The sequence below is a fragment of the Kitasatospora sp. CB01950 genome (assembly GCF_001905465.1).
GTDB lineage: Bacteria > Actinomycetota > Actinomycetes > Streptomycetales > Streptomycetaceae > Kitasatospora.
This window is the reverse complement of sequence record NZ_LISX01000003.1, coordinates 93,175-105,472: the sequence shown is the minus strand read 5'-3', so window position 1 is coordinate 105,472 and position 12,298 is coordinate 93,175. Positions and strand designations below refer to the sequence as shown.

Genomic DNA, 12,298 nt, shown 5'->3' with positions numbered 1-12,298 from the left:
TACGGGGCAGTGCGGACGACAGCCTCCCGAGGGGCCGGGAAGTCGATCCGCACGGCCTGCCCCGAGTACGGGCTTCGGCCGCCACCTGCCGATGCGCGCCTCGCCCCGGGATCGATGCTGCGCGCACCCTTGACGGTGCACCGACCAGCACCTACCGTGCGGACACCGATGGCCCCGGGCGGGTGGCCACGGCATCCCCCACTCCGTGCCAGGAAGGGCAGCCGTGTTGCCCGTTCACCCGCTCCCCCGTCCCCACGACGCCGGCCCCCTGCCGGGCGGTGCCGCCCCGCTCTCGACTCCCCGGCCGACCGGGCCGACGCTCGCCCAGGTCGCCGCGCACGCGGGGGTGTCCAGCGCCACCGCGTCCCGGGTGCTGAACCGGTCCGCGCCGGTCTCGGCGCAGATCGCCGCCCGCGTCGAGTCCGCCGCCCGCGAACTGCGCTACGTCCGTCGCCGGGCGCCCGCCGCGGCCGCTGCCCGCGACACCGGCGCGATCGCCGTGGTCGCGTTCGCGGATGTCCTGCGCTTCCACGCCGACCCGTTCCCGGTGCGGCTCCTCGCGGGCGCGCAACACGTCGTCCCCGAAAGGGAGTTGGTGGTGCTCACCGCCGGCCCCGGCCCGGCCCGGCCGTCGCTGGTGCGCTACCTGTGCGGCGGGCACGTGGACGGGGTGCTGCTGGTCGGACGGTGGGGCGATCCCGCGCTGCCCGGGCTGCTGCAGGCGGCGGGCGTGCCCGTGGTCGCGCTGGGGCGGCCCCCGCAGTCGCAGCGCCTGGCGCACGTGGACGCCGACAATCTGAGCGGGGCCCGCGCCGCCATGGGCCTGCTGCACCGGGCCGGCCGTCGGCGGATCGCCACCATCGCCGGGCCGCCCGACACCGCCGCCGGCGCGGACCGCCTGGCCGGGTACCGCCACGCCCTGCTCGACCACGGCGACCCCACCCGCAACGCCGTCGCGTACGGCGACTTCGGGACGCGTTCCGGCGAGCACGCGATGCTCCGGCTGCTCGACCAATTCCCGGACGTGGACGCCGTGTTCGCCGCCTCCGACGCGATGGCCGTCGGCGCCCTGCGCGCGCTGCGCCGGCTGGGCCGCCGCGTCCCGGACGACGTCGCCGTGATCGGCTTCGACGACTCCCCGGCCGCCGCGACCGTCCGCCCCGGGCTGACCACCGTCCGCCAGCCCGTCGAGGACCTCGGCGCACGCGCCGTCGAACTCCTCCGCGACCCGTCCCCCGGCCGCTCCGTCGTCCTGCCCACCCACCTGGTGGTCCGTCAGTCCTGCTGACCGCCCCGGAGCCGCACGTGGTCCGCCCGCACCACCACACGGTCGGCCGCCGGGTCGAACCCGAGCACCGGGTGCGGGTAGTCGCCCTCGGCGCCCATCAGCACCGGCCTGCCCAGTCGGCGGCCGACCGCGCCCAGCAGGCCGCACAGGCGGTCCACCCCGGCCTGCCCCCGGAGCTCGCGGAGGTCGACGTCGAAGTCGATCTCCGCAGCAGACATCGGACGGAAGATCGCCTCCACGCCCGGGGCCGGCCACACCCGCAGCACCACCGACTCCGCGTCGGCGGGCCGCCCCAGCACCTCGGCGGCGGAGGGCAGCGGCCCGACGCTGCCGCCCACCTCGAATCTCCACGCCCAGCCGCTCGACCGAACCAGGTCGAACAGCTCCTGCCAGTCCTCGACCGATGTGTCCGGCACCCACACATCCGGCAGGGCGCCCATCAGGTCGGGGTCGAAGAACTCCTCGATATCGTTCCAGCCCAGTTCCGTCATCCCGACTCTCCCCTTCTCAACCCGCTCCGGCTGTCTACTCGGTGCGGGCGCCGGCGCGCGACCTGCGGATCGGCATCATCACCACAACCCGGGCGTACGCGGAACTCGCGGCGGACGCCTTCATCGCCACCGTCCCCGGCAAGGGCGCGTTCGTGCTGTCGCTGGACTCGGCATTGGTGCACGAGCAGCTGCTGCGCCAGGCCGAGGAGCGAAGAGGCAGGCGACCGATGTCCGGTGATCCCGTCCCCGCCACGCGCGGCGCGAACGCCACGCCGGCGCGGCCTTCTCGCTGCGCGACGTGAGCTTCGGACTGCCGACGGGCTACGTGATGGGCCTGATCCGCGTGAACGGCGCGAACGGCCCGGGCAGGACCACCACCATCCGCTGTCTGCTGGGCATGCGCGGCATCGACTCCGGTCAGATCGAACTGCTCGCCTGCTCGGCCGGGCCGGCGGAACGGGCCGAACGGCCTGGGCGGCCCCGCGCGATCCGGCCGGCCTGCGTCGGCGTCATGTACGTTTCACGCCGCCGGCGGTGCCGACCAGCGGGTTCGCCCCGCTTCTGGGCGGCCCCGTTGTCGGCCGGGTGGGCGGGCCCGCTAGCTGGTGGGCCCACCCGCGAGGCAGGAGAGTTCCCAGATGCGTCCCGTTCCCCTTGCACGCCCGGCCGCCGCCCGGCCGCCCGCCCGCAGGCGGCGGCCGCTGTCCGCGGCGGTGGCGGCCCTCGCGGTCGGCCTGGCCGGTGCGGCGCTGCCCCAACTGTCCGCCGGCGCAAGCGAGTCCGCCGCGCCCGCGTACAGCTGGAACAGCGTCCGGATCGGTGGCGGCGGCTTCGTCCCCGGCATCGTCTTCAACCAGGGGCAGCAGGGCCTGGTGTACGCGCGCACCGACGTCGACGGCGCGTACCGGCAGGACCCGGTGACCGGGCAGTGGACCCCGCTGCTGGACTCGGTCGGCTGGGACGACTGGGGCCTGACGGGCGTGGCCTCGCTCGCCACCGACGCCAAGGACCCGAAGCGGGTGTACGTGGCGGCGGGGAGCTACACCAACAGCTGGGATCCGGCGAACGGCGCGATCCTGCGCTCCGCCGACCAGGGCGCGACCTGGCAGCGCAGCACGCTGCCGTTCAAGGTGGGCGGCAACATGCCGGGCCGCGGCATGGGCGAGCGACTCGCCATCGACCCGAACAACGACGCCGTGCTGTGGTTCGGCGCGCCGAGCGGCAACGGTCTGTGGCGCAGCGCCGACTACGGCGTCAACTGGCAGAAGGTAAGCGCTTTCCCGGTGACCGGCACGTACGCGCCGGACCCGTCGGACAGTTCGGGCTACCAGAGCGACCCGCTGGGCATCCTGTGGGAGGTGTTCGACAAGGGCAGCGGCACGGTGAACGGCGTGACCCGGACGATGTTCGCCGGCGTCGCGGACAAGCAGAACAGCGTGTACCGCTCCGACGACGGCGGCTCCACCTGGAGCAGGATCGGCGGCCAGCCGACCGGCTTCGTCCCGCACAAGGCGGTGCTGGACGCGTCCGGCGGCAACCTGTTCGTGGCGTACGGCGACACCGGCGGCCCGTACGACGGCGCGCACGGCGACGTGTGGAAGTACGCGACGGCGAGCGGGACGTGGACGAACGTCAGCCCGGTGCCGTCCTCGGACAGCTCGAACAACTACTTCGGCTACTCGGGCCTGACCGTCGACCGCCGGCACCCGAACGTGCTGATGGTGACGGGCTACAGCTCGTGGTGGCCGGACACCCGGATCTGGCGATCCACCGACTCCGGCGCGACCTGGAAACCCTTCTGGTCGTACGGGAGTTACCCGAACCGCAACGACCAGTACACGATCGACGTCTCGGCGGCGCCGTGGCTGACCTTCAACGCGAACCCGTCGCCGCCGGAGGAGACGCCGAAGCTCGGGTGGATGACGGAGTCGCTGGAGATCGACCCCTTCGACTCGGACCGGATGCTGTACGGCACCGGCGCGACGCTGTACGGATCCTCGAACCTGACCTCCCTCGACCGGGGGCAGAAGATCGCAATCGCCCCCGTGGTGACGGGACTTGAGGAGACCGCCGTCAACGACCTGGTCTCGCCGCCGTCGGGCGCGCCGCTGCTGAGCGCGCTCGGCGACCTCGGCGGGTTCCGGCACGACGACCTGACGAAGGCCCCGGCGCGGATGTTCACCCAGCCGGACTTCTCGTCCGGCACCTCGCTCGACTTCGCGGAGTCGACGCCCGCCACCATGGTGCGGGTCGGCGACCTCGCCTCGGGCTCGACCGCCAAGCACATCGGCTATTCGACCGACGGCGGCGCGAACTGGTTCGCCGCCTCGGCCGAGCCGTCGGGCGTGACCGGCGGCGGGCAGGTGGCGCTGGCGGCGGACGGCAGCGCGACGGTGTGGAGCCCGAAGGGCGCGGGCGTGGTGCGCTCCACCGGCTTCGGCGGTTCCTGGACGCCGGCCGCGGGCCTCCCGGCCGGGGCGTCCGTCCAGGCCGACCGGGTCGACCCGAAGACCTTCTACGCCTGGTCCGGCGGCACCTTCTACGTCTCCACGGACGCCGGTGCGACGTTCACCGCAAGGGCCGCCACCGGCCTGCCCACCGACTCGGTGCGCTTCAAGGCCGTTCCCGGCGCCAAGGGCGACATCTGGCTGGCCGGCGGCACCAGCAGCACCGCCTACGGCCTGTGGCACTCCACCGACGGCGGCGCAACCTTCGCCAAATCGGCGGGCGTCGACCAGGCCGACACCATCGGCTTCGGCAAGGCCGCCCCCGGCCGGTCCTACCCCGCGCTGTACGCCTCCGCGAAGATCGGCGGGGTGCGCGGCATCTTCCGCTCGGACGACGCGGGCGCGAACTGGATCCGCATCAACGACGAAGCCCACCAGTGGGGTTGGACCGGCGCGGCGATCACCGGCGACCCGCGGGTGTACGGCCGGGTGTACGTCAGCACCAACGGGCGCGGCATCCTCTACGGCGACTTGACCGGAGGCTCCTCCCCGTCGCCATCCTCCTCCACCTCCCCTTCCCCTTCCCCTTCCCCCTCTCCCTATCCTTCCAACTCGCCTTCACCCTCCGGGACTTGCGAGGTTGATTACGCGGTGGCCAGTCAGTGGGGCGGCGGCTTCGGGGCCAACGTGACGCTGGTGAACCGGGGTTCGACGGCGATCAGCGGCTGGTCGGTGGTGTGGACGTTCCCGAGCGGGCAGCAGGTCACCTCGCTCTGGAACGGCAACGTCACGCAGTCCGGCGCGAAGGTCACCGTCACCGACGCGGGCTACAACTCCTCGATAGCGCCCGGCAGTTCGGCAACCTTCGGCTTCAACGCCAGCTGGAGCACGGCGAACACCGCACCGTCCGCGTTCACCCTCAACGGCAAGGCCTGCACCGTCAAGACCGGCTAGTACCGGAACGACCGCGGGGGCCGGGGCGGCCCGATGGCTGCCCCGGCCCCGTTCATGAGCGGATGGTGCCGACGGGATGGTGGTACTCGGTCACTTCCAGCTGTCGTTGAGCGTCACGCTGCCGGAGGCTCCGGTGGTGTAGGTGCGGTTCGCGCCGCTCTCCCAAGTGACGGTGCCCGAAGCGTCCTTGACGATGTACTTGTACTCGAAGGCGGTGCCGGAGGGCAGGCTGAGCGTGAGTTTCCAGTTCGGGTAGGAGGCGGCAGACATCGGCAGTGCGCCGGCCGGGTTCCAGCTGCCGAGCTGGGCGGTCGAGCCGACGAGGTAGACGTTCTGCCCGTAGACGGTGGTCCTGTTCTCGGAGAAGGTGACCGAGACCTGGCCGGGGTTGCTGCCGGTGGCGCCCCAGCTGTCGTTCAGCGTCCCGCCGGAGGCTCCGGTGTTGGCGCTGTGGTTAGCACCGCTCTCCCAAGTAACGGTGCCCGAAGCGTCCTTGACGATGTACTTGTACTCGAAGGCGGTATTGGCGGGGAGTTGAACGCTGCCGCTCCACACGGGGTAGCCGGACGACGAGAGCGCGACGGCCGCGTTCGGGTCCCAGCTGCCGAGCTGCGCGAGGGAGCCGACGAGGTAGACGTTCTGGCCGGCCACGGTGGTCTTGTTCTCGTTGAACGTCTGGGTGACCGTGCCGCTGGGGTCGGTCGGGCTGCCGGACGGCGACGGGCCGGAGGACCCGGTCGGGGTCGGACCGGTGGTGCCGGTGGTGGCGGTGTACAGCGCGACCGCGTCGCCCGCGTTCACGGTGACGGTGGCCTTGCCGGAGCCGTCGACGGTCACGGTCGGGCCGGTGCAGGCGGAGCCGTTGACGTCACCGTGGACGATGTCGCAGTAGGTGCCGGCGGCCAGGCCGGTGGTGAAGGTCTGGGTGACCGCGGCTCCGCTGTTGTTGATGGCGACCCAGCCCTTGCTGCCACGGCTGAACGCGATGGCGTTGTTGCCGTTGTCCCACCAGTTCGCGACGGACTGGCCGCGGGTCGCGTTGTGCCAGCCGACCATGTTGGCGATGCCCTGGTCGCGGTCGGTGCAGGTCCAGGTGTTGTTCGAGCAGTTGACGTCGGTGACATAGCCGTTGCCGTCGGCGGGCGGCGAATCGTCGCGGTTGGCGAACCGGTAGCCGGAGTAGACCTGCGGGGTGCCGTAGCCCCAGGCGAGTTCGAAGACGTGCGCCAGCCTGTACTTGGAGCCGTCGTTGTACGTCAGGGTGGTCTTGTCGCGCTCCAGGTCGTGGTTGGTCACCATGACGGCGGACTTGTCGCTCGGCTCGAATTCCCAACTCTGGCCGAACGTCTTGAGGTTGGCGATGTTGCCGGTGAACTGCTGGGAGAGCTTGGAGGCGTAGGTGAACTCCAGCACGCTGCCGTTGCCCTCGAACGCGGCGGGCGCCAACTGGCCGCTGCTGCCCGGGAAGATCTCCTGGTAGACGTACGGGCGCCCGCCCCACTGGGTGTTGTCCAGGCGGGAGACGATGTTGGCCATGTCGACCTGGGCGATGTGCTTGGCCGCGTCCACCCGGAAGCCGTCGACGCCCGCGCCGATCAGCGTGTTGAGGTAGCCGGCGATCTTGCCGCGGACGTAGTCGCTCTCGGTGTTGAGGTCCGAGAGGTTCAGCAGCTGGCACTCCTGGACCTGGGTGACGTTGTTCCAGTCGTTGATGCTCAGGTCGGCGTTGGGGCACGGCGGAGAGCCGTGGAAGTCCGACTTGGAGTAGGGCACGGCCGAGTAGCTGTAGGCGGCCGCGTTGAACCCGGACCCGCCGTACGAGGTGGAGCTGGTCTGGTTGGTGCCGGCCATGTGATTGATCACCGCGTCGGCGTACACCTTCACACCCGCGTCGTGGCAGGCGGACACCATCGCGCGGAACTGCGCGTCGGTGCCCATCCGGCTGTTCAGGTTGTACGAGACCGGCTGGTAGACGTCCCACCACGGGTGGCCCGCCACCGAGATCGACTCCTGCGGCGGGGCGACCTGCACCGCGCCGTAGCCCTTCGGGCCCAGAACGTTGGTGCACTCGCCGGCCACCGAACTCCAGTTCCACTGGAACAGGTTGGCTATCACGTCGCCGCCGTTGGGGACGGGGGTGGCCTGCGCGGCGCCCTGCAGGCCCAGCGGCAGCAGGGCTCCTGCCACCAGGGCGGCGGCGGAGACGGCCGCGGCCGGAAGGGTTCGCCGGCTGCGGCGGGTGGGGGTGGGCGGAGCCGCAACGGCTCGGCGCGCGAAGGACATGGGTGAACTCCCGGGTGGTGGAGGACTGGGGCAGGGAGGTGCCCGTCTCGACGGAGACGAGCGGTGTGACCGCGGTGGACGGGAGGCCGTCGCGGCAGCCGCCCGGAATGGAGCAGCGGGCGTCGGCAACCAGGCCGACGCCGGCGCTGCCGCCGGCCGGGCCGGAACAGATGGTTCGGGTCGCGCCCGCGGGGCCGGAGCCGGATCCCTCGGCTCCGACTCCGGCGCTCCCGCCGATCGGTGGGAAGACCATCCCGTCCCGCTCGCCCCACCGTCAAGACAGTTACGCAAAAAATTTCATCGCCTTTCAATAGAAGCGAAGGCGGCTTGATGTCGACTTTAAACCTATAAATCCCTACAACAGGCCCGCGCCATCCACTGGTTCACCACAGCAGACCAGGAGACTCTCCGGACCGGCTGAAAGCCCTTGCAGCAAGGTTCAGTTCGGCGCGGGTCGGCGCGCGGAGCACCGGAGCGGCCGGGCTTGCCGCGGGGCGGCCGGGTCGGCGATGTCCCCTTGGAATTCGAGGGCGTGATCTGGCACTTCAGGGCCCGCAGCCAGTGGCAGGAGATGCCGCAGGAGTTCGACACTGGTCGACGATTCACCACCGCTTCCGACAGTGGAGGGGCGTCGGCGGCGCCGGTGCGGAAGCTGTCCGGGAGGATGCTGCGGATGGCCACTCCGCGCTCCAGCGCCGACGGGCTCACCGTGCGGGAGTGATCTCGATCCGAGCGACCAGTCCGCCCGGATCGAGGTGCCGGCGGATCAGCGCCCAGGGCCGGCCGCCGGGAGCGATCACCGCGCCCGGGCGGCCGGCCGTCGGGCTGGTGCTGTTCTTCGTGGGCGCGGTGCTGGCGCACCTGCGGGCGCGGGTGCCGCACACTCTGGCGTTCCCGCTGGTGTTCCTGCTCCTGGCGGGCGTCCCGGTCGGGTACTTCGAATGAACTCGGCTGGCCCGAAAGCTAGTTGACTGCGGGCTTCCAGCCCAGCAGCGGGCCGAGGCGGGTGGCGAGGTCGGTGAGGATCTGCGTGTAGTCCTCGGGTTCGAAGGTGAACGGCAGCGCGAACGCCACCTCGTCCACCTCGCGGAACGAGGCGTTCGCGTAGAGGAGTTCGGCGAGCTGGTCGGCACCGCCCACCAGGTCGGGGGCGAACAGCAGCCGGGCGGGGCCCTGCGGGGTGTGGGTGCGGGCGTGCCGCGCGGCCGCGTATGCCCGGTACTTGGCGCGCTGGGCGGGCGTGGCGCTGTCGGTGGGGATCACCACCAGGCCCTGCGAGACCCGGGCCCTTTCGCCCTCGGGGTGTTCGGCCCGGAAGGCGCGGATCTGGGCGTGCTGGTTGGGGTCGAACTCGGTGCCGGTCTCGGCCCGCACCACGTTGCTGGTGAGCAGCCGGAGTCCGTGCTTTCCGGCCCAGCGGGCGGAGCGCAGGCTGCCGCCGCCGTACCAGACCCGTCCGGCCAGGCCGGGCACGTGCGGCTGGACGCGCGGGGAGTACGACTCGATGCCCTCGGCGCCCTGGAAAGCGCTTGCCGTGTCGCCGCGCAGCAGGCCGAGCAGCCGCTCGATCCGGCCGTAGCCGAAGTCCTCCCGGTCGGCGGAGTCGGGGTACAGCGCGTCCTTCACGTCCTCGTAGTGCGCGGGGACGCCGATGCTGACGCCCGGGTTGAGCCGGCCGCCGGACAGCACGTCGACGGTCGCCAGGTCCTCGGCGTACCGCAGCGGGTTCTCCCAGCCGAGCGGGGTGACGGCGGTGCCGAGGGCGATCCGGCGGGTACGCTGGCCGGCGGCGGCGAGCACGGTGAGCGGCGAGGAGATGCCGTACTGGAGGTGCCGGTGGCGCAACCAGGCGCTGTCGAAGCCGAGTTGTTCGCCGAGTTCGATCAGGCGCAGCGTCGCTTCGTGGCCCTCTGCGGGCCGGTGCTCGTCGAACAGTCCGATGGTCAGAAAGCCCAGCGAACGCAGTGGCCGGTCGGGGGTGGGCACCGGGTTCCTCCTTGCGCGGCGGCGACCCCGCATGGCCGCCCGTTCCGTTCCCGTCACGCTCACACACCGGGCGTGACGCGATCAACGGGCGGCGGACGATTGTCACTTGCCGTCACCGCGCCGCAATGGCGCGAAATCCTCCCACCGGGCCGGGGCCGTCGCCGGGCGCGGCTACCGTGGTGCACCAACCGTGCTGCGTCGGGTTCTTCGGGAGGGACGATGGTGCACTTCGACGGTCGGCGGGGCCTGCTGACGGCCGGACTGCTGCTCACCGGGCTGGCTGCGACGGCCTGCTCCTCCACGCCGGCTTCGTCCCCGCCCTCCCCGCCCTCCTCGTCCTCCTCGCCTTCCTCGCCCTCCGGTGCACGACGAACCCGGACCTGAAGGTGGAGCCGGTGGCGGGCATCGGCGACAGCGCCGTCCTCACCACCTACCGGGAGGACGGGCGGATGCCCGAGCTGCTGTTCACGATCGGCGCCGCCCATTTCGCCATCGAGGCGGTTGCCGACCGCAGCGACTCGGGCCCGACCAACGCCGCGGCGGAGGCCGCGGCCGAACAGGCGTTGGCCCGCCTGGTCGTGCCGCGCCTGCGCTCGTGACTCCTCGTCAGCCCCGGTAGGTCTCCAGCAGCCGCAGCCACACCTCGCTGATCGTCGGGTACGCGGGGACGGCGTGCCACAGGCGCGACAGCGGCACCTCTCCCACGATGGCGACTGTGGCGGAGTGCAGCAGTTCCGCGACGCCCGGGCCGACGAACGTCACGCCGACCAGCGTCTCCCGGTCGAGGTCGACGACGGCGCGGGCGCGGCCCCGGTAGCCGTCGGCGTACAGCGCGGCGCCGGACACGTTGCCGAGTTCGTAGTCGACGGCGCGCACCCGCAGGCCGGCGTCCTCGGCCTGGCGCCAGGTCAGGCCGACGGCGGCGACCTCGGGGTCGGTGAAGACGACCTGCGGGACGGCGGTGCGGTCGGCGGTGGCGACGCTGCGGCCCCAGGGCGCGAGGTCGAGCGGGCGGCCGGCGGCGCGGTCGGCGATCGCCTGTCCGAAGATCCGGCCCTGGTACTTGCCCTGGTGGGTGAGCAGCGCACGGTGGTTGACGTCGCCGGCGGCGTACAGCCAGCCGCCGGGGACGTCGGTGGCGACGCCGGTGTCGTCGGTGGTGATCCAGTGGCCGGGGGTGAGGCCGACGGTGGCCAGGCCGAGGTCGGCGGTGTTGGGGACGCGCCCGGTGGCGAACAGGGCTTCGTCGGCGGGCAGTCGGGTGCCGTCGGACAGGTCGAGGGTGAGGGTGCCGTCGTCGGCGCGGTGCACGGCGGTGGCGGAGACGCCGAGCCGGATGTCGACGCCGGCCTCGCGCAGGCCGTCGGCGACCAGTTGCCCGGCGAAGTCCTCGGTCCGGTCGAGCAGTCGGTCGCCGCGCACCAGCAGCGTGACCTCGCTGCCCAACGCCCGCCAGGCGCAAGCCATTTCGACCGCGACGACGCCGCCGCCGACCACCGCGAGCCGCCCCGGCACGCTGCTTGCCGAGGTGGCCTCCCGGCTGGTCCACACCTTGGCCTCGGCCAGCCCGGGCAGGTCGGGCAGCGCGGCCCGGGTGCCGGTGCAGACGGCGACGGCGTGCCGGGCGGTGAGGGTGCGTCGCCCGCCGTCGGGGGTCTCGACGGTGACGCGCCGCTCGCCGTCGAGCCGCCCGTGCCCGCGCACCAGGTCGACGCCGACGGACTCCAGCCAGGCGACCTGCCCGTCGTCCTTCCAGTGCGACGCGAACTCGTCCCGCCGCTTCAGCACCGCCCCCGCGTCCAACTGCCCGCGAACGGCCTCCCGCGTCCCGGCCAGCCGCCGGGCGTCCGCGAGCGCGGCCGCCGGCCGCAGCAGCGCCTTGCTGGGCATGCACGCCCAGTACGAGCACTCACCGCCCACCAGTTCGTGCTCGACGATCGCGACCGTCAGCCCGCCGGCCCGAGCCCGGTCCGCCAGGTTCTCCCCCGTCGGCCCCGCCCCGAGCACCACCAGGTCGTAGCTGTCGCCGTCCGCACCCATCAGCCGCTGCCCTCCCGCATCCGTCGATCCGCGTCACACACTGCGCTCGTGACGCCCCGTCACGCCCATTCGTACACCACGGCCCGCCCCGAACCCACTCGCCTCACGGAACACCGCCCGCCCACCCTGGCCGGGCCGGTGCGCGGCCAGACCTCGCCCCCTCGATTCCCCCCCCGCTCCACCATTTCCCCAATTCGCCTCACCCGCACGGCCGTTCCCCACCTACGGGGCACAATGGCAAGCCCTCCGGCCCTCGTTCGACCATTGCCTCCGCCCGCGTTCGCCACGCGCCGGCGGGGTGACGCAGGGCCCACCGCAACGTCGGCCCGGCATCGGCCGTCAGCAGGAACTCGCCCACGACGACCTCGTCCTCCGCATCGCACACCGTCCGCCACGCAGCCACCGTCGCCACCACATCCGCGACGGACCTGCCGAGCTCGACGTCCCGCGGCCGACAACTCAGCCGCAGCCGCCCGTCCTTGGTGTCCCCCAGCACCAGGCAGGCCAGCCGCCGCCCGACCGGCGGCCAGTCACGGTCCGCAGGGTCGTCCGAGACGTCCATCGAGTCGATGAAGCCGGGCACGCCACCCGCCACCGTGCGCGCGTTGGGGCCGTAGTGCCGATGCGCGACCACCACGCACTCCACGAGGTCACCCTTGGCGAAGTCCGAACTCTTCACCGCATCCTCCCCGGAATCCCGGCCGCCGGCCGACTGATACCCTCACCCACCGAAAGTCGCCGCCAATTCGGCGACCACAAACAGGAATCCTCTTCCCTGCCCGACGCAATGCCAGCCCCCCCCTGCACTC

The 12,298-nt window shown here is 72.4% G+C and carries 11 protein-coding genes; 6 read left to right on the top strand and 5 right to left on the bottom strand.

Annotated features, from left to right (window positions below):
• The first annotated feature begins 223 nt into the window (after positions 1 to 223).
• Positions 224 to 1,288 carry a LacI family DNA-binding transcriptional regulator gene (locus AMK19_RS09070; protein ID WP_198953274.1) on the top strand — a complete coding sequence of 355 codons (1,065 nt, stop codon included), beginning with the start codon at positions 224 to 226 and terminating at the stop codon, positions 1,286 to 1,288.
• Here AMK19_RS09070 and AMK19_RS09065 read toward each other — a convergent pair.
• On the bottom strand, positions 1,276 to 1,779 hold the full coding sequence (locus AMK19_RS09065) for a hypothetical protein (RefSeq protein WP_073809908.1): 504 nt from the start codon (positions 1,777 to 1,779) through the stop codon (positions 1,276 to 1,278). The genes AMK19_RS09070 and AMK19_RS09065 overlap by 13 nt on opposite strands.
• A gap of 41 nt (positions 1,780 to 1,820) precedes the next feature.
• Between AMK19_RS09065 and AMK19_RS36455 the strand changes: the two genes are divergently transcribed.
• Together AMK19_RS36455 and AMK19_RS09055 are read left to right on the top strand one after the other, a co-directional pair.
• Positions 1,821 to 2,081 carry a hypothetical protein gene (locus AMK19_RS36455; RefSeq protein WP_198953272.1) on the top strand — a complete coding sequence of 87 codons (261 nt, stop codon included), beginning with the start codon at positions 1,821 to 1,823 and terminating at the stop codon, positions 2,079 to 2,081.
• Positions 2,082 to 2,417: 336 nt separating this feature from the next.
• Positions 2,418 to 5,180: a cellulose binding domain-containing protein gene (locus AMK19_RS09055; RefSeq protein WP_073809906.1), complete on the top strand. Its 2,763-nt coding sequence runs from the start codon at positions 2,418 to 2,420 to the stop codon at positions 5,178 to 5,180.
• Between the two features lie 90 nt (positions 5,181 to 5,270).
• Here the strand turns inward: AMK19_RS09055 and AMK19_RS09050 are convergent, their stop codons facing one another.
• Positions 5,271 to 7,463, bottom strand: coding sequence for a carbohydrate-binding module family 20 domain-containing protein (locus AMK19_RS09050; protein WP_073809904.1), 2,193 nt, complete (start codon positions 7,461 to 7,463; stop codon positions 5,271 to 5,273).
• A 532-nt stretch (positions 7,464 to 7,995) separates the two neighbouring features.
• Between AMK19_RS09050 and AMK19_RS38585 the strand changes: the two genes are divergently transcribed.
• Entirely contained in the window at positions 7,996 to 8,184 is a 189-nt protein-coding gene (locus AMK19_RS38585; RefSeq protein WP_143200124.1) for a hypothetical protein, read from the top strand.
• Positions 8,181 to 8,408 (top strand): DoxX family protein, encoded by a 228-nt coding sequence (locus AMK19_RS38580; protein ID WP_443134996.1) that lies wholly within the window; start codon positions 8,181 to 8,183, stop codon positions 8,406 to 8,408. The genes AMK19_RS38585 and AMK19_RS38580 overlap by 4 nt, the downstream gene beginning before the upstream one ends.
• An 18-nt stretch (positions 8,409 to 8,426) precedes the next feature.
• Here AMK19_RS38580 and AMK19_RS09030 read toward each other — a convergent pair whose 3' ends face one another.
• Positions 8,427 to 9,449, bottom strand: a complete 1,023-nt coding sequence (locus AMK19_RS09030; RefSeq protein WP_073809897.1) for an LLM class flavin-dependent oxidoreductase — start codon at positions 9,447 to 9,449, stop codon at positions 8,427 to 8,429.
• A 395-nt stretch (positions 9,450 to 9,844) separates the two neighbouring features.
• On the opposite strand from AMK19_RS09030, the gene AMK19_RS09025 reads away from it, so the two are divergent.
• Positions 9,845 to 10,048: a hypothetical protein gene (locus tag AMK19_RS09025; RefSeq protein ID WP_143200123.1), complete on the top strand. Its 204-nt coding sequence runs from the start codon at positions 9,845 to 9,847 to the stop codon at positions 10,046 to 10,048.
• 7 nt (positions 10,049 to 10,055) lie between these two features.
• On the opposite strand, the gene AMK19_RS09020 is transcribed toward AMK19_RS09025, so the two are convergent.
• The gene (locus AMK19_RS09020; RefSeq protein WP_073809892.1) at positions 10,056 to 11,489 is read right to left on the bottom strand and encodes a dihydrolipoyl dehydrogenase family protein; all 1,434 of its coding nucleotides are present in this window, start codon (positions 11,487 to 11,489) and stop codon (positions 10,056 to 10,058) included.
• A gap of 199 nt (positions 11,490 to 11,688) precedes the next feature.
• On the bottom strand, positions 11,689 to 12,168 hold the full coding sequence (locus AMK19_RS09015; RefSeq protein WP_073809890.1) for a hypothetical protein: 480 nt from the start codon (positions 12,166 to 12,168) through the stop codon (positions 11,689 to 11,691).
• Positions 12,169 to 12,298: the final 130 nt, after the last annotated feature.